This window comes from Pseudomonas sp. H1_F01 (assembly GCF_054681425.1).
The window spans coordinates 3,149,880-3,171,029 of record NZ_CP162823.1; the positions used below are offsets into that span (position 1 = coordinate 3,149,880).

20 protein-coding genes are annotated in these 21,150 nt (G+C 60.4%); 6 read left to right on the top strand and 14 right to left on the bottom strand.

Going from position 1 to position 21,150, the window contains the following annotated elements; translation table 11 throughout:
• Positions 1–16: 16 nt before the first annotated feature.
• Positions 17–1,756, bottom strand: coding sequence for a phosphoethanolamine transferase CptA (locus AB4O09_RS14515; protein WP_460108374.1), 1,740 nt, complete (start codon positions 1,754–1,756; stop codon positions 17–19).
• Between the two features lie 382 nt (positions 1,757–2,138).
• Positions 2,139–2,312, bottom strand: a complete 174-nt coding sequence (locus tag AB4O09_RS14520) for a DUF6026 family protein (protein ID WP_013693491.1) — start codon at positions 2,310–2,312, stop codon at positions 2,139–2,141.
• Positions 2,313–2,562: 250 nt separating this feature from the next.
• Here AB4O09_RS14520 and gnd point away from each other — a divergent pair, with 250 nt between their 5' ends.
• The 3 genes from gnd to AB4O09_RS14535 are packed head-to-tail and all read left to right on the top strand — an operon-like array spanning position 2,563 to position 5,902.
• On the top strand, positions 2,563–3,567 hold the full coding sequence (gene gnd / locus AB4O09_RS14525) for a phosphogluconate dehydrogenase (NAD(+)-dependent, decarboxylating) (RefSeq protein WP_223524515.1): 1,005 nt from the start codon (positions 2,563–2,565) through the stop codon (positions 3,565–3,567).
• On the top strand, positions 3,564–5,084 hold the full coding sequence (gene zwf, locus AB4O09_RS14530) for a glucose-6-phosphate dehydrogenase (protein WP_003202388.1): 1,521 nt from the start codon (positions 3,564–3,566) through the stop codon (positions 5,082–5,084). Before gnd ends, zwf begins: the two co-directional genes overlap by 4 nt.
• Entirely contained in the window at positions 5,081–5,902 is an 822-nt protein-coding gene (locus tag AB4O09_RS14535; RefSeq protein WP_003202386.1) for an HAD family hydrolase, read from the top strand. Before zwf ends, AB4O09_RS14535 begins: the two co-directional genes overlap by 4 nt.
• Positions 5,903–6,062: 160 nt before the next feature.
• Here AB4O09_RS14535 and nhaB read toward each other — a convergent pair whose 3' ends face one another.
• The 3 genes from nhaB to AB4O09_RS14550 all read right to left on the bottom strand — a co-directional run bounded on the left by nhaB (position 6,063) and on the right by AB4O09_RS14550 (position 9,400).
• Positions 6,063–7,565: a sodium/proton antiporter NhaB gene (nhaB, locus tag AB4O09_RS14540; RefSeq protein ID WP_027911603.1), complete on the bottom strand. Its 1,503-nt coding sequence runs from the start codon at positions 7,563–7,565 to the stop codon at positions 6,063–6,065.
• A 95-nt stretch (positions 7,566–7,660) separates the two neighbouring features.
• Positions 7,661–8,950, bottom strand: a complete 1,290-nt coding sequence (locus AB4O09_RS14545) for a hypothetical protein (RefSeq protein ID WP_003202384.1) — start codon at positions 8,948–8,950, stop codon at positions 7,661–7,663.
• A gap of 183 nt (positions 8,951–9,133) precedes the next feature.
• A complete protein-coding gene (locus AB4O09_RS14550) occupies positions 9,134–9,400 on the bottom strand; it encodes a hypothetical protein (protein WP_013693488.1) in 267 nt (88 codons plus the stop codon).
• Between the two features lie 341 nt (positions 9,401–9,741).
• Between AB4O09_RS14550 and AB4O09_RS14555 the strand changes: the two genes are divergently transcribed.
• A complete protein-coding gene (locus tag AB4O09_RS14555) occupies positions 9,742–11,067 on the top strand; it encodes a sigma-54 dependent transcriptional regulator (RefSeq protein ID WP_003202380.1) in 1,326 nt (441 codons plus the stop codon).
• A 163-nt stretch (positions 11,068–11,230) separates the two neighbouring features.
• Here the strand turns inward: AB4O09_RS14555 and AB4O09_RS14560 are convergent, their stop codons facing one another.
• The 9 genes from AB4O09_RS14560 to AB4O09_RS14600 form a co-directional block, all read right to left on the bottom strand.
• Positions 11,231–12,514: a transporter gene (locus tag AB4O09_RS14560; RefSeq protein ID WP_028237516.1), complete on the bottom strand. Its 1,284-nt coding sequence runs from the start codon at positions 12,512–12,514 to the stop codon at positions 11,231–11,233.
• A gap of 46 nt (positions 12,515–12,560) precedes the next feature.
• Positions 12,561–13,307, bottom strand: a complete 747-nt coding sequence (locus AB4O09_RS14565; protein ID WP_223473221.1) for a hypothetical protein — start codon at positions 13,305–13,307, stop codon at positions 12,561–12,563.
• Between the two features lie 58 nt (positions 13,308–13,365).
• Positions 13,366–14,046 carry a C39 family peptidase gene (locus AB4O09_RS14570; protein WP_223473222.1) on the bottom strand — a complete coding sequence of 227 codons (681 nt, stop codon included), beginning with the start codon at positions 14,044–14,046 and terminating at the stop codon, positions 13,366–13,368.
• Positions 14,047–14,215: 169 nt separating this feature from the next.
• Positions 14,216–15,205 (bottom strand): hypothetical protein, encoded by a 990-nt coding sequence (locus AB4O09_RS14575; protein WP_028237515.1) that lies wholly within the window; start codon positions 15,203–15,205, stop codon positions 14,216–14,218.
• Between the two features lie 59 nt (positions 15,206–15,264).
• Positions 15,265–15,858 carry a hypothetical protein gene (locus AB4O09_RS14580; protein WP_028237514.1) on the bottom strand — a complete coding sequence of 198 codons (594 nt, stop codon included), beginning with the start codon at positions 15,856–15,858 and terminating at the stop codon, positions 15,265–15,267.
• A 1-nt stretch (position 15,859) separates the two neighbouring features.
• Positions 15,860–16,306 carry a hypothetical protein gene (locus AB4O09_RS14585; protein WP_028237513.1) on the bottom strand — a complete coding sequence of 149 codons (447 nt, stop codon included), beginning with the start codon at positions 16,304–16,306 and terminating at the stop codon, positions 15,860–15,862.
• 322 nt (positions 16,307–16,628) lie between these two features.
• The gene (locus AB4O09_RS14590; RefSeq protein WP_100263826.1) at positions 16,629–17,153 is read right to left on the bottom strand and encodes an AAA family ATPase; all 525 of its coding nucleotides are present in this window, start codon (positions 17,151–17,153) and stop codon (positions 16,629–16,631) included.
• The gene (gene pnuC, locus AB4O09_RS14595; RefSeq protein ID WP_100263804.1) at positions 17,150–17,713 is read right to left on the bottom strand and encodes a nicotinamide riboside transporter PnuC; all 564 of its coding nucleotides are present in this window, start codon (positions 17,711–17,713) and stop codon (positions 17,150–17,152) included. The genes AB4O09_RS14590 and pnuC overlap by 4 nt, the downstream gene beginning before the upstream one ends.
• Positions 17,714–17,990: 277 nt before the next feature.
• Complete coding sequence (locus AB4O09_RS14600; protein WP_003202361.1) at positions 17,991–19,625, bottom strand: methyl-accepting chemotaxis protein; 1,635 nt, start codon at positions 19,623–19,625, stop codon at positions 17,991–17,993.
• A 274-nt stretch (positions 19,626–19,899) separates the two neighbouring features.
• On the opposite strand from AB4O09_RS14600, the gene AB4O09_RS14605 reads away from it, so the two are divergent.
• Both AB4O09_RS14605 and AB4O09_RS14610 read left to right on the top strand, forming a co-directional pair.
• Positions 19,900–20,730 carry an undecaprenyl-diphosphate phosphatase gene (locus AB4O09_RS14605; RefSeq protein WP_003202359.1) on the top strand — a complete coding sequence of 277 codons (831 nt, stop codon included), beginning with the start codon at positions 19,900–19,902 and terminating at the stop codon, positions 20,728–20,730.
• Entirely contained in the window at positions 20,727–21,146 is a 420-nt protein-coding gene (locus tag AB4O09_RS14610) for a DUF1294 domain-containing protein (RefSeq protein ID WP_003202356.1), read from the top strand. Before AB4O09_RS14605 ends, AB4O09_RS14610 begins: the two co-directional genes overlap by 4 nt.
• The last annotated feature ends 4 nt before the right edge of the window (positions 21,147–21,150 follow it).

Below are 21,150 nucleotides of genomic sequence, written 5' to 3' on the forward strand. Positions count from 1 at the left end.
TTCTAAGGGGGTTCGGTTATTTCTGCACGACTGCAGCCGCCGCTGCCTTGGGCTGCATCAGGCTGAAGTCGATCAGGGCCTTGCGTGGGGTTTGATAGGGGTCGCCAATCAACAGCGGGCGCGCCTTGAAGTCCGCGCTGACCAGGCTCTTGCTGTGGTCCAGTTCATCAAAACTCAAGCCAGCCATGTCCGCCCAGGTGTGAATCAGGTGCGAGCTACTGTAGGGGCGCGACAGGTCGCCGGCAAAGTTCCAGTCATGGCTTTCGCGCCACTTGGGCGAGGCCCAGGCCATGAAGGGGATGGTGTACATCGGCGCGGTCGGCTTGCCTTCATTACGGCCCAGGGTGCCGTGGCCCGAGGAGTCGAACACGTCTTCACCATGGTCCGACAGGTACAGCAGGAAGCCGTTGGGGTCGGTCTTGGCGTAGTCCTTGATCAGGCTGGACACGACGAAGTCGTTGTACAGCACCGCATTATCGTAGCTGTTGTAGGTCGGGACCTGATCATCACGCAGGCCTGCCGGTACGCCTTGGCGGTCGGTGAACTTGTTGAAGGTCGGCGGATACCGGTACTGGTAGCTCATGTGGGTGCCGAGCAGATGCACCACGATCAGCTTGCGCGGGGCGCTGTCGGCCAAGGCCTTGTTGAATGGCTCGATCACATCGCCATCGTACTGCGCGGCATTCTGGTTGCGGTTGTTGTTCAGGTACACCTGCTCGTCGGCCTGTTGGGAAAAGGTCGTGAGCATGGTGTTGCGCTTGGTCATGGTCTGCTGGTTGGTAATCCAGAAGGTCTTGTAGCCGGCCTGTTTCATCATGCTCACCAGCGACGGGGTGCTCAGGTACAGGTCCGGGTTCTGTTCGTCGGCGAACGTCAGCACCTGCTGCAGCGCTTCGATGGTGTAGGGGCGCGGGGTGATGACGTTGTCGAACACCGACAGCTGGCCTTTGAGCTTGTCCAGCTCTGGCGTGGTTTCCCGCGGGTAACCGTAGAGGCTCATGCGTTGGCGGTTGGTGGATTCACCGATCACCAGCACCAGAGTGGCCGGTTGGTCGGCCATGGCGTCCTTGAGGTTGCGCAGTGGCGCGATCTTGCTGGCGCTGTGGAGCATGCCTTGCATGTTCTCCAACTGCTCACCATAGCGACGATACGCCACTACCATCTGCCACGGCACCGCAGGCTCGATGCGATCTTCGAATTTCTCCAGGCCACCGGCAAAGCTGCCGGTACGCTGGGTCTGCTTAATCAGCGGATAACCGACCACGGCCAAGACAATGGCGACTGCTGCGACCATGGCCTGGCCCCGGGGCAGGTACACCGGGCGCAAGCGGGTCCAGAGCCAATAGCCGACGGCGGTGTGGGCCAGGAACGCCGCCACCATCCACCAGGCAAAATACTGTGTCATGTACTCGCCGGCTTCAGACACGTTCGATTCGAACATGATGAAGATGACGCTCTGGGAAAATTCTTGCTGATAAATGAAGAAGTAGCCGAGGCTGGCCATGGAGCAGGCCCACAGCACCACGCCGATCAAGGCCGCGAGCACGCGCGTGCGGGCGGGGAAGAGCAGCATGGGCGCCAACCACACCGCGCTCATCACGAACGCTTGGCGAAAGCCGGTGAAGCCGGAGGTGTCGCTCAACAGAATGAGCAGTTGGGTGATGCCAGAGAAGTACCAGAAGAACAGAAACAGCCAGCCAAGCCCGGCCCAGTCGAAACCTTTCGCAGTCGTTTTGCTGCGTTTGAACAAACTCATCAAGCGCTCCAGCCTTTGTCGACGACGCTGTCTGCACCGGATTGGTGACCGCAGGCATACGCCGAGCAACCTTAAAGGCGGGGAGTATCACGAGTCGGTTGTGAAAAGTTTGTGAGTTTTTCGAATACAAATCGATAACGGGGTGCGAGCACCTGGGGGGAGGGATTTATTTGTGGCAGGGGATGTGTCTGTGGAAGCAAGGCTTGCCCGCGATGAAAGCGATGTGGTCCTTCAGGAACCGAGGCGCCTGTTTCGCGAGCAAGCTTTGCTCCCACAGCCCTGTGGGGACAGATCTCCTCGCCACAAGTGTGCATGGCGGACTCGCATGGAAATGACACCGGTTTGGCCAGTGTCACTTCCTGGCGCTGTGCCTCTGGGGCGGTTACCGAGCCAGGGACTGGCTCTGGTGGGACAACTGTGCGTGTTGCAACTGCATGCGCAGTTGCGTCACTTCATCAAGCAGTAGATCGCGTTCTTCCTTGAGTAGGCGCAATTCATCGCGACGAATGGTCACATAAAGGGTTTGGGGAGGACGTGCGGTAACGACAGGGCCCATTGCTCACCTCGCAAATGGCGTACATCAACTATAGAGATGTCGCCAGTATTTGGTCGACACCTCTACTATCGGCGCCGATTCTGATTTCTTTTGCTTGTGATTGGAACTTTTTTATTTTTCATGGTCGCTGTGTCTTCGGCCGGATCTTGAGCGTTATCCCTTGTGATCGCTCGAATTACCCGGAAACTATGCAGCAATGCTCTGGACTAACCTCCATTAGTCGATAGTGTTAAATCTTTGACACACCTTTATTTGTAGTAGGGAGCATCAGCACATGCAACTCGGGATCATTGGACTGGGCCGCATGGGCGGCAATATTGCGCGGCGCCTGATGCTCAATGGGCACACCACCGTCGTCTACGACCGCAACGCCGCTTTTGTCGAAAACCTGCGTCAGGAAGGCGCCACGGGCGTCGCGGACCTGCCGGCACTGGTCGCCGGGCTGGAGAAGCCTCGGGCGGTCTGGGTCATGCTGCCGGCCGGCGCACCCACCGAAGACACCATTAACGTCCTCAGCGAACTGCTGGAGCCGGGCGATGTGATCATTGATGGCGGTAACACGTACTACAAGGACGACATCCGTCGCGCCCAGGCCCTGTCGGAAAAAGGCCTGAGCTACATCGATGTCGGCACCTCCGGCGGCGTTTGGGGCCTGGAACGCGGTTACTGCATGATGATTGGCGGTGATGCCGAAGTGGTGAAGCGCCTGGACCCGCTGTTCGACAGCCTGGCGCCGGGCATGGGCGACATCCCGCGCACCCGTGACCGCAAATCCGACGATGACCGCGCCGAACGTGGCTACATCCACGCTGGCCCGGCCGGTTCGGGGCATTTTGTGAAGATGATCCACAACGGCATCGAATACGGAATGATGCAGGCCTTTGCCGAGGGTTTTGACATCCTCAAGACCAAATCCAGCGAAAGCCTGCCACCGGAGCAGCGCTTCGACCTGAACGTGGCCGATATCGCTGAAGTCTGGCGTCGCGGCAGCGTGGTGTCGTCCTGGCTGCTGGACTTGACCGCCGACGCGTTGGCCAGCGATCCGAAACTGGATGGTTTTTCCGGTGAGGTCGCCGACAGCGGTGAAGGGCGCTGGACCATCGAGGCTGCCATCGAGCAAGCGGTGCCGGTTCCGGTCCTGTCCAGTTCGTTGTTTGCCCGTTTCCGCTCGCGCCAGCAAAGCACGTACGGTGACAAAATGCTCTCGGCCATGCGCTTCGGCTTCGGCGGCCACGTGGAGACGCCGAAAAAATGACCTCGATCGGCAGCAAATCCAAGGCAGAACCCGCGCCGCCGACCACGTTGTTTCTGTTCGGCGCCCATGGCGATCTGGTCAAGCGTCTGCTGATGCCGGCGCTTTACCACCTCAGTCGCGACGGTCTGCTGGGCGATGGGCTGCGCATCATCGGGGTTGACCACAACGCCATCAGCGATGTGGATTTTGCCAAGAAACTCGAGGACTTCATCCGTAACGAAGCGGCGAGCAAGGGCGGCGATGCCGACCGGGCGCTCGATCCGGTGCTGTGGGCCAAGCTGGCCCGGGGCATCAGCTACGTCCAGGGTGATTTCCTCGATGAGAGCACCTACCAGGCGCTGGCGGCCAAAATCGCCGCCAGCGGCACCGGCAACGCGGTTTTCTACCTGGCGACCGCGCCGCGCTTTTTCAGTGAAGTGGTCAGCCGCCTTGGTGCGGCCGGGCTGCTTCAGGAGCAGGAGGGGGCCTTCCGGCGAGTGGTGATCGAAAAGCCGTTCGGCTCCGACCTGCACACCGCCGAAGCGCTGAACGCCTGCCTGCTCAAGGTCATGAGCGAGAAACAGATCTATCGCATCGACCATTACCTGGGCAAGGAAACGGTGCAGAACATTCTGGTCAGCCGTTTCTCCAACAGCCTGTTCGAGGCGTTCTGGAACAACCACTACATCGACCACGTACAAATCACCGCCGCCGAAACGGTCGGCGTGGAAACCCGTGGCAGTTTTTATGAACATACCGGCGCCCTGCGGGACATGGTGCCCAATCATCTTTTCCAACTGCTGGCGATGGTGGCCATGGAGCCGCCAGCGGCGTTTGGTGCCGACGCAGTGCGTGGGGAAAAGGCCAAGGTCGTCGGGGCGATCCGGCCCTGGTCGGTGGAGCAGGCCCGGGCCAACTCGGTCCGCGGCCAGTACGCGGCCGGTGAAGTCGGTGGCAAGGCGGTGAAAGGTTATCGCCAGGAGGCCAACGTGGCGCCCGACAGCAGCACCGAGACCTACGTCGCCCTCAAGGTCATGATCGACAACTGGCGGTGGGTCGGCGTGCCGTTTTACCTGCGCACCGGCAAGCGCATGAGCGTGCGGGACACGGAGATCGTCATCTGCTTCAAGCCCGCGCCCTACGCGCAGTTTCGCGACACCGAAGTCGACGAACTGCAACCTACGCACTTGAGAATCCAGATTCAGCCCAATGAAGGCATGTGGTTCGACCTGCTGGCCAAGCGGCCGGGGCCGGCACTCGACATGGCCAATATCGAATTGGGATTTGCCTACAAGGATTTCTTCGAAATGCAACCATCCACGGGTTACGAAACCCTGATCTACGATTGCCTGACCGGCGACCAGACGCTGTTCCAGCGCGCTGACAACATCGAAAACGGCTGGCGCGCCGTGCAGCCGTTCCTCGATGCCTGGCAGCAGGACGCGGCATTCCAGCCCTACAAGGCCGGCGAAGATGGCCCGGCGGCCGCCGATGACTTGCTGACCCGCGACAGTCGCGTCTGGCACGACCTCGGATGAGTGATCTGGTGAAGCATCCCATCCGTTTTTTGCTCAGCGACATGGACGGCACACTGCTGTTGCCCGACCACAGCCTGAACCAGCGCACCATTGAGGCGGTTCGCTCATTGCGTGAGGCCGGTGTGCTGTTCAGCCTCGCCACCGGGCGGCCACCGCGGGCCATGTTGCAGCAGATCGAGGCCCTGGGTGTCGACCTGCCCACGGCGGCGTTCAATGGCGGCACGCTGGTTCATCCCGATGGCAGCTTTCTTGCCGTCCACTACCTGCCACCCGAAGCAGCGCTGGCCACACTGGCCCTGTACGCCGATCAGCCCGGCATCGAAGTCTGGGTATTTGCCGATGGCGACTGGCTGGTGCGCGACGCCAACGGTCCGATGGTGCCGGTGGAGACGCGTGGCCTGGGCTACCCACCAGTAGAGGTCGAAAGCTTCGAGCCGTACCTGGAGCGGATCGACAAGATCGTCGCCACCAGCGCCAACACGGACCTGCTGGTGGAGTTGGAGGCGCGGTTGCATCCGCTGCTCAAGGACCAGGCCCAGGTGTCGCGCTCGCAACCGATCTACCTGGATGTGACGGCCATGAAGGCGAACAAAGGAGAAGCGCTGTCGACCCTGGCAGCCTTCCTCGATGTGCCGCTGGAGCAGACGGCGGCCATGGGTGACGGTGGCAACGACCCGGCGATGTTCCATCGCGCGGGATTGTCGATTGCCATGGGGCAGGCGGAAGAGGCGATCCGGCGCCAAGCGGACGTCGTGACCGCTGCGGTTATTGACGACGGTGCGGCGCTGGCGATCGAACGCTACATCTTGCCGCGATAGGATGTCCTGGCCTTTGGTGGCAGGGGAATTCATTCCCACTGTGGGAGCAAAGCTTGCTCGCGAAACAGGCGCCTCGGTTCCTGATAGACCGTATCGCCTTCATCGCGGGCAAGCCTTGCTCCCACAGAGGGATCCCCTTGCCATCGATGTTCCAAGTTTTTTACAACCAGTAAGTCACCGCATACCAGCCCAAGCCACCCATCACCACGGTGTAGGGCACGGCCATCCAGACCATCCGGCCATAGGACAGGCGAATCAGCGGGGCGATCGCCGAGGTCAGCAGGAACAGGAATGCAGCCTGGCCGTTGGGTGTGGCGACGCTCGGCAGGTTGGTGCCGGTGTTGATGGCCACCGCCAGGGTCTCGAACTGTTCGCGGCTCATGTGGCCGGAGACGAAGGCCTGCTTGACCTCGGTAATGTAGATGGTTGCCACGAACACGTTGTCGCTGATGGCCGACAGCAGGCCATTTGCAATGAACAGCATGCCGGGCTGCTGGTCGGCGGGCAGGCCCAGCACCCACTGGATCAGCGGCGTGAACAACTGCTGGTCGTGAATGACCGCCACCACCGCAAAGAACACCACCAGCAGCGCGGTGAACGGCATGGCGTCCTTGAACGCATTGCCGAGCCTGTGCTCGTCGGTGATGCCGGTGAAGGCGGTAATCAACACGATGACCATCAGGCCGATCAGACCGACCTCGGCAATGTGCAGGGCCAGGCCCACGATCAGGATCAGCGCGGCAATACCCTGGACGATCAGGGCGGCGCGTTGGCGTGCGGTGCGTTCACGATTGTCCTGCTCGGCGTAGTCGGCCAGCACGGCACGTACGTTGTCCGGTAGCAGCGTGCCGTAACCGAACCAGCGCAGTTTTTCCAGGGCTACGCAGGTCACCAGCCCGGCCACCAGCACCGGCAGCGACACCGGCGCGACTTTCAGGAAGAAGTCGATGAAATGCCAGTCCATCTCATGGCCGATCAGCAGGTTCTGCGGTTCTCCTACCAAGGTGCAGACGCCGCCCAGCGCTGTGCCTACGGCGCCATGCATGAGCAGGCTGCGTAGAAACGCCCGAAACTGATTGAGATCTTCATGATGACTCGACGGCAGATCGTGGTCTTCATCGACATTGCTGTCCTGGCGCGGATCGTTGCCCGACGCCACACGGTGATACACCGCATAAAAGCCGACCGCGGCGCTGATGATCACCGCGGTGACGGTCAATGCGTCAAGGAACGCAGACAGGAACGCCGAGAGAAAGCAGAACATCAAGGCCAGCAGCGCCTTGGAGCGCACGCCCAGGAGCAGGCGTGAGAACAGGAACAGCAGTAGATCCTTCATGAAGTAGATGCCTGCCACCATGAACATCAGCAGCAGGATCACCGGGAAGTTGTGCAGCAGCTCATCGTACAGCGCCTTGGGGGTGGTCATGCCCAGCACCAGGGCTTCGACCAGCAGCAGGCCGCCGGGCATCAGCGGGTAGCATTTAAGGGCCATGGCGAGGGTGAAGATGAACTCCACCACCAGCATCCAGCCGGCAACAACCGGGCCCAGGGTCCACAGCACCACGGCATTGAGGATCAGGAACGTGATGATGCACGCCTTGTACCAGCGCGGGGAATGCCCCAGAAAGTTATGCGCGAAAGCCTGAGCCATTGAACCGGACATCGGCTGCTCCTTTTAATTAGAAGCGCGCAACTTGCCGTAAGAAATGAGGAATATCAAGAGTAAGAATAAATACCGTTCACCCGCGATAATCCGACTCAGGCCCAATACCGCGCAACCACCGCTCGATAATGCCCCTGGAGCGAATAACCGCCCACCAGGATTCTTCCATCAGCCTGCATAGCCAGGGTGGTGGCGGTGTCCAGGCTGTAGCCGAGTCGAGTGCGAACCCAGCCTTTGCCCTGGCCGAAATCCGGGTCGAGGCTGGCGTCTGGCAGATGTCGGGCAAGTACGAAGTCGGCCTCGATACCACCGATGGTAGCGCCAGCGGTCACCAGTTTTCCGTCCGCTTGAAGCTGGGCGGCGGTCCACTGACTGGCATTGCGTCCGATCGCCATGAGTTGGCACTGGCCCTGGTTGCAATGACGGTCCGGCTTGCCGTCGGGGCGTACTTTCAGTGACAGGCTATGCATCGGATCACGGCTGCTGCCGAACACCTGCAGATCACCGCTCGTATCCTGAACGATTTGGCTGACCATCACGCTGTGCCCCTGCGCCAGGATGGACAGGAAGCCATTTTCGCCGAAGCTGTCATCGAGTTTGCCGCTGCTGTCGTAACGGGCAATCAAGCCATGCTGGGGCAAGTCGATGGCGCCGCCGACGACAATATGACCGTCAGCCTGGAGCACCAGACAGCCGAGCCAGGTATTTTTCAACAAGCGTCGGACCATCACGAAGCCGCGACCGTTGAACGAAGGATCCAACGCCCCATCGGGCAAGAGTCGGATCAGTACGCCGACATGATCGGAAAATTGATAGTGGTGGTTGGCGAGCACAAGGATCCGACCATCGGCCTGCACTTGCATGTCGCAAGCCTCAAGCCCCGGCACGCCGGGTGGTAGCCAGGGGTCGCGCAGGCCTTGGGAGAGATTGCCGCAAAGCCTGATGACGTGCCGGCCGGCGTTGCCGAAGCTTTGAACGGCGCAACCTTGCTGGTCGAACAGCGCCAGGGCGGGAAGGGTGTGGTCATTGCTTTCGTAGTGCAGGCCGGACAGCAGGATATGCCCATCGGGCAACACGATCACCTTGCCCGCCGTCGCTTCGAAACCCTGTTCAAACGCGCCGATCACGTAGCCGCGGGTGCCGAAGTCCGGGTCAATCTCACCGTCGTGGTTGAGTCGCGCCAGCCCGAACCGACTGCCGTGGGCCGTCTCGACCCTGGCTGCCACCAGGATTTGTCCGGCGTGATCGAGGGTCAATCCGGTGGTCAGGCTCGAGGTACTGTCTTCGAAATGAACCCAGGCTTTGCCGTTGGTGGCAAAGCCTGGATCAAGTTGCCCAGCGTGGGCCATGGCCCTGGGGGACACAAACGCGAATTGATCGAGCATGCCTGCCTCTCCTTGCGTGTCGAGCAGCCCGAAAGGGCGACGACTGCATGAGGGCAACATTCAATCCCTGAATGTGACAATACACAACTGTCATGTTCTACAGATACAGCGGCGATTCGTGCCATAACGATGGCTTTACAACCCAGAGCCAAGCCTGCAATCGATAACAGGCTTTACCTGTGGTTATTCAGGCATCGACCAGGATTGCAATGTGTAGCCTTCTTGGCTCAGTTCGGCACGAGCCTGTTTCAACAGATCGGCCAGTTGGACCGGGTCGGTATAGGCGCTGCTTGGAATTTGGGTGCGGCCAATATGGGTATTGGTGCGGTCGATGACGGTCAGGCTAAGTTCACCGTTGCCGTCTTGTGGAGCCCAGGCCACGCATTGGAAAGGACGGAATGCGCGGTCGGCAATCAAAAGAGCTTCGTTGATACGGAGCGGGGCGTTCATGGCGTTTTCTCTTAAGTGTGCCCAAACAAATGATGTGCCGTCGGTTGGGCGTACCGTGCGGCTGGTTACTTGTACTGATGTCCCGAACCCGTAGGCGGGTCACACATTATTTAAATAAATTTCGATTTTCTTTCAGACCAGGCTTTTGGGCTTTTGTTTGAAAGCACCCTGAAACAAACAGGTCTGTGATAACTAACGAAACGCCTGCTTATAACCACTTTGAAGCGATCCCGATAATCAATTGATACAAGGGTGTGTCAACTTCTTGCTACTGTTACATGCAGGTCTGCCAAACGCCTGTTTCTAATCATATTTCCTTATTTTGACGCCAAGGATCAGTCATGATCGAAGCCAGTACGTCCCGTCGTCTGCTCGTGGTTGATCCCTGCGATGATTGCCATCGCTTGTTGCCAGCTCTGCGCACTATTGGCTGGGAGGTGGACAGTTGCGCCCTCGAACACGCTGGCGATCGGACGTGTGACGTCGGTCTTTTGCGATTGCAGCCTTTTCACCTGGAACGCCCGGAAGCCGTCAAGGAGTTGATCAGCCGTAGCGGCACCGAATGGATCGCTGTGCTCAACCAGGAAGTGTTGCGCCTGCAAAATGTCGGTGATTTTGTCTGCGAGTGGTTTTTCGACTTCCATACCTTGCCGTTCGACGTGTCCAGGGTCCAGGTGACACTGGGCCGGGCGTTTGGCATGGCGCGCCTGCGGGGACAGGGCTCGATCCACATCGATCAGCCCGAACATGAACTGCTGGGCGACAGCAAGCCGATTCGCGAACTGCGCAAATTATTGAGCAAGTTGGCGCCCGCCGAGTCGCCGGTATTGATTCGCGGGGAGAGCGGTACCGGCAAGGAGCTGGTGGCGCGCACCCTGCATTGTCAGTCTTACCGGCGTAATAAGCCGTTCATCGCCATCAACTGCGGCGCGATCCCGGAGCACCTGATCCAGTCCGAGTTGTTCGGGCATGAGAAGGGCGCGTTCACCGGGGCTCACCAACGCAAGATCGGGCGGATCGAGGCGGCCCATGGAGGCACGTTGTTTCTCGATGAAATCGGCGATCTGCCGTTGGAGCTGCAGGCCAATCTGCTGCGTTTCCTGCAGGAAAAACACATTGAGCGGGTCGGTGGCAGCCAGCCGATCGCGGTCGATGTGCGGGTCTTGGCGGCCACCCATGTGAACCTTGAGGCGGCCATCGAGCACAAGCGGTTTCGCGAGGACCTGTATTACCGCTTGAACGTATTGCAAGTAGTGATGGCGCCGCTGCGCGAGCGTCATGGCGACCTGTCGATGCTCGCCAGTCACTTCTCCCATTTCTACAGCCAGGAAACCGGTCGCCGTCCCCGCAGCTTCAGCGAAGATGCCTTGGTGGCGATGGGCATGCATGATTGGCCCGGCAATGTGCGGGAACTGGCCAACCGCGTCCGGCGCGGTTTGGTGTTGGCCGAAGGGCGACAAATCGAAGCCCGGGACCTTGGCTTGGCCAGCCACCAGGGCGTCGCGGTGCCGATGGGTACGCTGGAGGACTACAAGACCCGCGCCGAGCGCCAGGCCCTGAGCGATGTGCTCAACCGTCACAGCGACAACCTGAGCGTGGCCGCCAGGGTGCTGGGCGTGTCCCGGCCGACGTTCTATCGCCTGCTGCACAAGCATCAGATCCGCTGACTAAAACCTGCGCACATCCCCTGTGGGAGCGAGCTTGCTCGCGATAGCGGTCTTTCATTCAGTATCAATGCTGACTGAAAGGGCCTCATCGCGAGCAAGCTCGCTCCCACAGTGGTTTTGCATTTCCCTTGGGATATGTGCCCATCACATATCCCTGAGGGCATCAGAAGTAGTACGGGAATTTCAGGCTAAAGGTGAAATCCGGCGCATCGTCGGTCAGCCCGATGGACAGGTTGGGCACGATGGTCAGGTTGTCGGACGCGGCGACGGTCATGCCGATGTTGAAGTAGCCGGCGTTGGCGTCGCTGGAGACCACCGATTCCCAGTCGCCGCCGTCCTGTTTGAGCTTGCTTTTCTTTTGGATCAGGTCAGAAACCGAGAACGACATGCTCATCTTCTCGTTCAAGGCGAAGGCGATGCCCGCGCCGAGCTGGAAGCTGTCGCCGATCCGCACCTTGCCTGGGATCTTCTGGTTGACCGTGGAACTGATGTCGTCGAACGACTCCTCCAGGTTATGGGTGTAGGAGAGGGTGCCGAACAGCACCGCCGGGTCGAAGGTCTTGACCAGCGAAAGCCCTGGCGTGATCGACCATACGCCGTTGCCGGTGGGCAGGTCGTCAGGCACGAACAGGTTGGTGTTGGCCTGGGATTGGCGCAGCTTGATGCCGAATGGGTCCTTGCCGGTGGGGGCCTTGACCCGCAGGGTGACCACCGCGTCCGGGGAATTGATCGACTCATCCATGAACTTGTAGGCGATGCCGAAGTTGACGTCGCCGATGGTCGGGTCGCGGGTCACGGTTTCTTCGCTGGTGACGCCGGCTGCGCCGTTGTTTGCGCCGCCTGACTGATAGGTGGATTCGCGGTAGACCACCGGGACGTTGAGGTCGAACTGCCAGCGGTTGTCGAAGTTATAACGGCCAGTGAGGTCCAGCGTCCAAGTGTCAGCCTTGATCCGGTCGAGGTTGATGTTGCCCAGGAAAATCGAATCCAGGGCCAGGAAACCATTGAGGATCAGTTGCCGCGTGTCGTAGCGCGAATAGGTCACGCCGGTCTCGAAACTGAATTTACCGCCGCCGAAGAAGCCGCTGGCCTCGTCATAGAGGTTGGAGACGCTCTGGGCCGGCTGGGAATCATCGGCCAGGGATTGCCCATAGCCACTGCCGCCAGCCGTTGTCGCACCGCTGCCGGCCACGGTCTGGTTGCCTTTCATGTCGGCCGGGGATTTGGCCAGGCGTTTGGGCGGTGGGGCGGCGGGTTGATCCTCCACTTGGCGAACCCGCTGTTCGAGCACCGCCAGGGCCTTTTGCTGGACCTCGTATCGTTGCTTGAGCTCAAGAAGTTCCTGTTTCAGGGCCTCGATGTCCGCATCCGGGGCCGCCTGCAACACGGCCGCCGGGAACAACGTGCTTAAACACATCACAGCGCGCAACGATACGGATCGATACATGAAATATGCCGTCCTTATTTGCCCATTGATCGGCGATCAACGTAGATCAATATCCGAGGTTTCGAAGACCACGTAACTGAGTCAGGTTGCAGTCCAATGCTCCGGCACTGGGGCCGTTGTTGTTCAGCACCACGTTGAGCTGCGTCATGTTGTTGACCAGGTTGCTGTTTCCCAGCAGACGGGTGTTTTGCAGCAAGCCGCCTTGGGCCACTTGTTGCAGGGTGCTGCCCTGGTTATGGCTGGCCTGGATCGCCATTTGCACGCCGCTGCCGGTGGCGGTGACCGCGACACTGCCGGCGGCGTTGCTGCCGCTGATGGTCTGGCCCTTGGTCAGCAACTGGCCTTGGGAAGGCACGAGTGCCGGGGCCTGGTTGCTCTCTTTTACGTTGATGTTGACGTTGTTGTAGGCCGTATTGCCGTCTCCGGCGGCGCGTACGCTCTGGGTCACGCCCTGGCTCGTGCCAAGGCCGGCGCCACCGGTAATATTGCCGCTGCCCTGGTCCGGAACGCTGCCGTTACCGGTCTGCTTGATGGTGGAGACATAGAATTCGGGTTTGACGGTGGCAGCCTGGATCTGCATGGCGCTGGTGGCGCCGATCAAGTCGCCGCTGGCGTTGCGCCAGGTACTGCTCATGACGATGCCGAAGCTGATGACTCGGCCGGGCATGACATAACGACCGCGCAGCTCGGCAAGCTCCTGGTCCTTGACTTCGATGGGTTTGAAGCCCGCATGGGCGTAGCCCGAGGCGGTCGCGAGCAGGCAGGCCAGCGACAGCCAGTGTGAGGTTTTCATGTGCTGCTCCCGGAGCGTCCTGCTCCTTTTTGTACTTATGTTGGCAGTTGGTCGGCGATTAAAAAAAGTCGCTCTGTATGAAGCCGAAATCCATCAGTTCCGCATCCCTGACCGGGTTGAAACCGTCCAGCTTGTTACGGGCGGTCAAGGGTTGAGGAGGGCTGCGTAGTGCATTGGTCTTGTCATAGCCCGGGCCGACGATCGCAAAGACGATGCCGTTCCAGCCTTTGATGAACTCATCATGGGCGTAGCGCTTGTGGCCCAGCACCGGGTCGCCGATGTAGACCCATTGCTTGTCGGCCCGCTGCAACACCACGAAGTGCTTGTAGCCGCGTATTTCCATCAGGACCACCACCGGAATCGTCACCGCTTCGAGTTTCTCTGGCGGTATCCGGTAGCCTCGGGCGCGCATGCCGATGGTTTCCACGTAGCGCTTCATGTCCAGCATGGAAAACCCTTGGGTGCGAACCAGATTCTGGTCGGCATTGACCAACATGCCTTTGATGACGTGCTCTTCATCGACGTCAAGCCAATAGGCCTGGCGCAGCACCGTGGCCAGCGCGGCGGCACCGCAACTGAAATCGGTTTTCTGTTCGACGATGTCGCTGAATTTGCGTTCGCGTACGCTTTGCACCGGTTTGTAGACCAGCATGCCGCCAGGCAGGGCGGCCACAGGCATCTGCGCTGCTTCGGCCGCGCAGGCCAGGCAGAGCAGCAGGGAAACGGCAGTGACACGCATGATCAATACGCCTAGTGGGCATCCAGGAAAAAGCCCCCTGTGGGAGCGAGTCCGTGGGTGCAACGCTTGCTCGCGATAGCGGTTTTACAACCAACAGAGGCGTTTTATGTAACGACCTCATCGCGAGCAAGCTTTGCTCCCACAGACTCGCCCCTACAGCGGTACTTTTTTACATGCAAGCCTTGCAGCCGGCAGCGATGGACAGCGAGTTGCTCTGCTGGTTGCCCACGCCTGCCGACACGTTGGCGCCGCCGTTACCGGAGAAGCCGTTCATTGAGTTGGTCATGGTGGCGTTGTTGATCACAGGGTTTTTCCAACCGTCGCGGGTCAGCACCTGCTGGGTGTTGCTGCCGGCCAGTTCGAAGGTCCCCACGGCGGAGAACTTGAACTTGTCGTCATCGTGACCGCCGCCATAGCCGCCGCCTTTGTTGTCCCAGCCGCCGTGATCGTCTTCGGCGGTACCGGTACCTTTGGCCTTGAACGTGCCGGAGGCGCTGTAGGTGCTGGTGAGGGTGTCGGTCTTGTAGGTCCGCACGCCTTTGTTGTCGACCACAAGGCCGGTGGAGGACTGGTCAGCCGCGGCAGAGGCCTGTGCGACACGGCCCCCGGATACGGCGATGGCCAGGTTGTTTTTCTGTTGGTTGAAGTTCCCGGCGGTCACGTTGATGCCGATGTTGCCGGAGCCATTGTTGCCCGCATTGGTGAGCGAGGCGTTGTTTTGCGTCGAGTTGTTCTTGACGTAGTTGTTGTTATTGACCTGCGTGGCGCTGGAGGCGGCGACAGCCGAGCCGAAGATGAAGCTTTCGTCGGCGGTGGCCAGGGCGGCGGCGTTGTCTTGCTGGTTGCCGTCGCCGCCGGCAATGTTGGCGCCCATGTTGCCGTTGCTGCCATTGAGCGAGTCAGTGGCTTCAGCGGTGTTTCTGGTGGCCTGGTTGGTCACCACGTTGCCGTCGCTGTTCTGCTCATCCAGCACCGTAGCCCCAGCGCCGGCATTGATGGAGAGCAATTGATCCAGCGTCGGCCCTTGCTGATGGCCGTTGCCATGACCGTGACCATTGCCATGGCCATTATTGTTGTCGTTTCCTCCAGCCTGTGCCGCCATTGTCATGACCGCGGCGAGAGCGAAAACCAATGGTTTGAGTGCCATTGTAGGTTTCATGGTGTTTCTCCTTGCGTGTCGTTGGTTAAGTGTCGGTACTTTCTTATGTAGCCTCCGGGTCAATCAGCAACCCGGATGCTCAGGGTGTTAGCCATACGGTTTCCCACCCCTGCGCTCTGGTTCACCTGGATTACCCCTCGGCTGCCGGTGAAGGCCTGGTCGCTGGTAACGACCTGGCGACTGCCGGTTGGGGTGCCAGTTGCTCCTGAGTTCGGTAGCAACGCCACGTTCTGTTGAGACAGGGCGCTGTCATCAATGCTCTGCGGATGGGCGCTGATGCCCACCCGCATGACATTGGCCATCTGGTTGTTGGCCCCGGCGGACTGGTTGACGCCCAGTACACCGTTGCCGTTGGTGAAGGAGTTGCCGCCGATACGGGCGGTGGCGTTCATGGAAGGGTCGGCCGGCGTGTCGACGCGTTGCTGTACGCGGGTGCTGGCCTGGGCGTGGCTGCCAATGGCGATGGCCCGGGTGTTGGTTTGCTGGATCTGGTCGCCGGCGGCCTGGTTGACGTTGAAGTTGCCGGTGTAATGGCTGCCGGAATCCTGCAGGTTGGCGTTACTGACCACCGCAACACCTGGATCGGCAAATACGGTGAAAGAACTGAGCAGGGAAAGCATGAACAGGGCGAGCAGAAACAGCACGGGCTTCATCTCACTGGCCTCCCGCCAGCCGACCCAGCGGGGCCAGGCCGGAACTCAGCGAGCGGTTGATGGTGCCGGAGATCGCGCCGCCGCTACCGCCACCGTGACCGGCATTCATGCCCGGCATACCGTTGGGATTGCTCACGACGTTCAGGCCTTGCACGCCGGTATTCGGGTTGACGGTGTTGCGGATCGACGAGCCGCTGGCCACGCTGGCAAATTCGCCATCGCTCAGTTCGGTGCTGGCGGTCGCCTGGTGGATTCGTTCGGAGGGGTTGGCATTGACGGTGGTCGGGTAGGGATCTTTGCCACCGTTGCGACCAATTGCGATGGGCTGCACGTCACGGTTGAGGACAATGACGCCGTTGCCCTCGGCCTGCGCTGGCAGACTGAGCGTTGCGCTGGCGGCGCAGCCGATCAACAGCAGACAGGTCAAACTTCTCTCGAAAGTCCCCACGGCATCGATTCCTTCTTCGGTGGGCTGGCCCTGGTCCAGCGTTGCGAAGTGGGGCAGAGCAGGTGTCGTGCCGAGTTTTGAAATACCTTTAAATTCAATGAGTTGTATTTTTCGACGGTATGCCGGGTGGAAGGGGTGTTTCAGCGCTGAGACACGGCACAGGGTGACTAACCGGTCACTTACTGTTCCAGGCCTCTGAATCCAGGCTTTTGGGCGGGTGTTTCAGAAACTTGACAGTCTTGATGGCAATTTGATGAAGCGGCGTTGGATCCGGGTTTGGAGCGACTGCGCTGTTTCAAGAATGGAACAGATCACCCCGCGATCAGGCTTGAAGCAGCTGGCTAACGACGGCGAACACTTGCTGTTGGCGTTGCGCCCAATCGCCTTCAATGACCTGGAACGGTTGCCGGTGTCCGCTCAGCCAAGCCTCGATCGCTTCAAAAAACGCCAGCCGTTCAGCCAGTTCAGGTTGGCAACGCAAGCCGTCGCCGGTCCATTCGACCTGCTCGGGGCTCAGCAGCAGGTGCAGGTCATAATGGCGGGCCAGCAGGGCCGGTTCGAGCCAGTCCGGGCAGTCGCCGAACAGGGTTTGGCTCCAGAGGATGTTGCTCAACAGGTGAGTATCGAGGATCAACAGCGCCGGACGGCGGGCACGCGCTTCATCTTCCCAGGCCAGTTGGCCGGAGGCGATGTCGGTGATGTCGGCCAGGCAGGTATCGCGTTGGGTCTGCTCCATGAAATGGCGCACGTACTCATCCACCCGCACGCCACCAAAGTGTTCCTGCAATTGCGCCGCCAGCCAACTCTTGCCGCTGGATTCCGGGCCGGTCAGCACCACTACCTTCATGCGCGCAGGGCCGGATCGGCGCGCCATTCCCGCCAGCCTTGCACGGCCAGCAGGGTGAACAGGGCGTAGAGCGCCGCTGTCAGGTGCAAGCCCTTGTAGATGAACAGGCCGACGAAGATCACGTCCAGGACGATCCACAGCGGCCAGCATTGCACGCGTTTTTGCGCCATCCACCACTGGGCCACGAGGCTGAAACCGGTGAGCGCGGCATCGAGCCAGGGCTGGGCGGCATCGGTCCAGTGGGCCATGGCGGCGCCCAACAGCAGGCTGCCTGCCGCACCGATAGCCAGGCCGAACAGCACTGACGACCCGCCGAGGCGGCTGACCTGGCGTCCATCATGATTGTGCCCGGCGCGGGTCCATTGCCACCAACCGTAGAGTTGCAGCACCGCGTAGACAACCTGCAGCAGCATGTCCGAGTACAACTTCACCTCGAAAAAAATCCAGCTGTACAGCAACACCATGACCAGGCCGATCGGCCAGCACCAGGGGTTCTGTTTGACGGTCAACCAGACGGCGATCACGCCGAGGGCTGCGGCAAACAGTTCAAGCCCGGACATGGCGGTTCCTTGGGGAAATGGAAGAGGGCGGCGATTGTAAACGCTATGGCGTGGACAGCTCCAATACCAATGTTGAATGTACCGTCGCTATCGCGAGCAAGGGATTACGATCGTTCCCACGCTCCTGCGTGGGAATGTCGCCAGGGACGCTCTGCGTTCCGCTTCTGGAATGTGACGCAGAGCGTCACGGGATGCATTCCCACGCGGAGCGTGGGAACGATCAAATCAAACCGCATTCGCGAGCAGGCTCGCTCCCACAGGGGTGGTCTACCGATCTTCAGACCCGGAACTGCGTGAGCAACCCGTTCAACTGTTCACTCAACGCCTTGAGACGGGTGCTTGCCTGGCTGGATTGTTCGGCGGCCATGGCGGTGCTGTGGGACAGGCCGGCGGCCTGGGTGACGTTCTGGTTGATGTCTTCCACCACATGGGCCTGTTGCAGGGTGGCGCTGGCGATGGAGGCGTTCAGGCTGTTGAGATTGCGCAGGGCCTGGCCGATGGCGTTGAGGCTGGCACCGGCCAGGCCGGCTTGTTCAATCGTCAGTTGCGAGGCACGGCTGCTGTCGCTGATGACTTTCACGGCAGCTTCGGAATGGCTTTGCAGGCGCTCGATCATCGCCTGGATCTCTGCAGTGGACTTCTGCGTACGCTGGGCCAGCAGCCGCACTTCATCGGCGACCACCGCAAAGCCCCGGCCTTGTTCGCCGGCACGGGCGGCTTCGATCGCGGCGTTGAGAGCCAGCAGGTTGGTCTGCTCGGCAATGGAGCGAATCACCTCCAGCACGCTGCCAATCTGGGTGCTTTCACTCGCCAGGGTGCGGATCACTTCCACTGCCTGGTCGATGGTCTGGGACAGGCGGTCGATCTGCTGCAAGCTGCCATCGATGTTGACCTGGCCTTGCTGGGCCTGGGATTCGGCGTCGCGCATCTCACTGGCCGCGTGCTCGGCGTTCTTGGCCACGTCCTGCACGCCATAGGTGACTTCATTGATCGCGGTCGCTACCAGTTCCATTTGTTGCGACTGCTGCTGGCTGCGTTCCTGAGCCTGCGCCGCGTCGTTGCCCAATTCGCTGGAAGATTGCCCCAGCGCACTGGCCGAAGCTTGCAGTTGGGTCACCACTTGCCGCAGCTTGGCGGTAAAGGCGTTGAAATGCCGCGCCAGTTGCGTGACTTCGTCCTGGCCGTGGGTGTCGAGGGTGCGGGTCAGGTCGCTCTCGCCGCTGGCGATGTTGGCCATGGCGTTGACCGTTTCCTGCAACGGGCCGACGATGCTGCGCACGATCAGGGTCAACAGCAGGCCCATGAGCAGGGTGATGATCAAACCGACCACCGAGGCCTTGATTACCTGGGATTGGAACTCGGCCTGGACGTCATCCACGTACACGCCTGAGCCGATGATCCAGCCCCAGGGTTCGAACAGTTGGACGTAGGAGGTCTTGCCCACCGGGGCCTCGGCGCCCGGTTTCGGCCAGAGGTAGTTGATCATGCCGGCGCCCTTGGACTTGGCGATGGCAACCATCTCGTTGAACAGCGCATAGCCGTTCGGGTCGCGGATGGCCGAGAGGTTCTGGCCTTCAAGCTTCGGGTTGGCCGGGTGCATGATCATGACCGGCGTCAGGTCGTTGATCCAGAAATAGTCACTCTGGTTATAGCGTAGGCCACGCACGGCGCTGAGGGCCTGCTTTTGCGCGGCGTCACGGGTCAGGGTACCGGCCGCTTCCAGGCCTTGGTAGTAAGTCAGCACGCCGCTGGCGGTCTGTACCACATGCTGGGTTTTCTGCACCTTGGCTTGGTAGAGGTCGGTGTGGATCTGTTTAAGCATCAAGGCGCCGAGCGTGAACAACATCACGATGGCCACGACCAGGATGAGCCACAAGCGTCGGCTGATCGACACACTGCGCAAGCTATTCATACGCTGTCACTCCGGTTTTTTATTCTTGTCATATCGACGGCCGGCACTGTAGCGCCCGGCCGCTATCGGTAATTGACCTGAGTCACAACGCGGCAGCGTTATCAGGGCTTGTCTGATAGGATTTCGGCCCCGCAGCGCAAAACCTGAGCCGGTTCTCATTTTTCATTGGTTTTTTTTGAAAGGTCGCGGTTATCGTGCACCCGCTGCGGGGGTACCTGCATGACACTTGAATATTGATAAGACCTGCATGAACAGCGTCTTTTTTGGGGGATGAATGGATTTGTGGACTGCCTTTTCGGCATTGATTCTTGGCGTAGTGGAAGGCTTGACGGAGTTTCTGCCGATTTCCAGCACCGGGCACCAGATCATTGTCGCCGACTTGCTTGAGTTCGGTGGCGAGCGCGCGATGGCGTTCAACATTATCATCCAGCTCGGCGCGATCCTGGCGGTGGTCTGGGAGTTCCGCCGCAAGATCTTCGACGTGGTGCTGGGCCTGCCGACACAACCCAGCGCCCGCCGCTTTACCGCCAACCTGCTGATCGCCTTCCTGCCCGCCGTGGTCTTGGGCGTGCTGTTAGCCGACTGGATCCACCACTACCTGTTCAACCCGATCACGGTGGCCACCGCGTTGGTGGTGGGCGGCCTGGTGATGCTCTGGGCCGAGAAGCGCCAGCACCAGGTGCACGCTGAAACTGTGGACGAGATATCCTGGAAGGACGCGCTGAAGGTCGGCCTGGCCCAATGCATTGCGATGATCCCAGGCACCTCCCGTTCCGGTGCGACCATCATCGGTGGCCTGCTGTTCGGGCTGTCGCGTAAAACCGCTACCGAGTTTTCGTTCTTCCTGGCGATGCCGACCATGGTCGGCGCGGCAGTCTACTCGGGCTACAAATACCGTGAGTTGTTCGTCCCGACGGATTTCCCGGTGTTCGCCATTGGCTTCGTCACGGCGTTCATTTTCGCCATGATTGCGGTCAAGGGCCTGCTGCGATTCATCGCCAGCCACAGCTACGCCGTGTTCGCCTGGTATCGAATCGCCTTCGGCCTGTTGATCCTGGCAACCTGGCAGTTCGGCTGGGTAGACTGGACCGCTGCCAAGCCATGAACGAATCAGGCAGCCGCAAACGCGCCGGGCGCAATGCTGAAGGCAGCGTGCAGCACCTGCGGCTCAAACTGATGGTGTTTGCGCTGCTCTGTGCCTTGCCGTTGTTCGGTTCGCTCCTGTTCGGGCTGCGGGCGGTGTCGTGGGTGCCGATGGTGGCTTACGGCGTCGTCAGCGTGGTGGCGTTCCTGCTGTACTGGAGCGACAAGCGCAAGGCGCGCGCCGACACCTGGCGCACCCCGGAGAACGTGCTGCATGCGGTGGAGCTGGCCGGCGGTTGGCCCGGAGCCTTGCTGGCCCAGCAGCTGTTTCGCCACAAGACCCGCAAAGTATCGTTTCAGGTCGTGTTCTGGTTCATCGTGCTGCTGCACCAGGTGTTCTGGATCGACCAATTGTTCCTGGGCAGCTATCTGTTCTGAATGG

Coding starts and splice junctions, on each gene's coding strand:
- AB4O09_RS14550 (WP_013693488.1), bottom strand. CDS start 9,400: ATGAACGCCCCGCTCCGTATCAACGAAGCTCTTTTGATTGCCGACCGC.
- AB4O09_RS14570 (WP_223473222.1), bottom strand. CDS start 14,046: ATGCGTGTCACTGCCGTTTCCCTGCTGCTCTGCCTGGCCTGCGCGGCC.
- AB4O09_RS14515 (WP_460108374.1), bottom strand. CDS start 1,756: ATGAGTTTGTTCAAACGCAGCAAAACGACTGCGAAAGGTTTCGACTGG.
- AB4O09_RS14520 (WP_013693491.1), bottom strand. CDS start 2,312: ATGGGCCCTGTCGTTACCGCACGTCCTCCCCAAACCCTTTATGTGACC.
- AB4O09_RS14580 (WP_028237514.1), bottom strand. CDS start 15,858: ATGAAGCCCGTGCTGTTTCTGCTCGCCCTGTTCATGCTTTCCCTGCTC.
- AB4O09_RS14605 (WP_003202359.1), top strand. CDS start 19,900: ATGGATTTGTGGACTGCCTTTTCGGCATTGATTCTTGGCGTAGTGGAA.
- zwf (WP_003202388.1), top strand. CDS start 3,564: ATGACCTCGATCGGCAGCAAATCCAAGGCAGAACCCGCGCCGCCGACC.
- AB4O09_RS14560 (WP_028237516.1), bottom strand. CDS start 12,514: ATGTATCGATCCGTATCGTTGCGCGCTGTGATGTGTTTAAGCACGTTG.
- AB4O09_RS14545 (WP_003202384.1), bottom strand. CDS start 8,950: ATGCTCGATCAATTCGCGTTTGTGTCCCCCAGGGCCATGGCCCACGCT.
- AB4O09_RS14535 (WP_003202386.1), top strand. CDS start 5,081: ATGAGTGATCTGGTGAAGCATCCCATCCGTTTTTTGCTCAGCGACATG.
- AB4O09_RS14555 (WP_003202380.1), top strand. CDS start 9,742: ATGATCGAAGCCAGTACGTCCCGTCGTCTGCTCGTGGTTGATCCCTGC.
- pnuC (WP_100263804.1), bottom strand. CDS start 17,713: ATGTCCGGGCTTGAACTGTTTGCCGCAGCCCTCGGCGTGATCGCCGTC.
- nhaB (WP_027911603.1), bottom strand. CDS start 7,565: ATGTCCGGTTCAATGGCTCAGGCTTTCGCGCATAACTTTCTGGGGCAT.
- AB4O09_RS14565 (WP_223473221.1), bottom strand. CDS start 13,307: ATGAAAACCTCACACTGGCTGTCGCTGGCCTGCCTGCTCGCGACCGCC.
- AB4O09_RS14600 (WP_003202361.1), bottom strand. CDS start 19,625: ATGAATAGCTTGCGCAGTGTGTCGATCAGCCGACGCTTGTGGCTCATC.
- AB4O09_RS14590 (WP_100263826.1), bottom strand. CDS start 17,153: ATGAAGGTAGTGGTGCTGACCGGCCCGGAATCCAGCGGCAAGAGTTGG.
- AB4O09_RS14575 (WP_028237515.1), bottom strand. CDS start 15,205: ATGAAACCTACAATGGCACTCAAACCATTGGTTTTCGCTCTCGCCGCG.
- AB4O09_RS14610 (WP_003202356.1), top strand. CDS start 20,727: ATGAACGAATCAGGCAGCCGCAAACGCGCCGGGCGCAATGCTGAAGGC.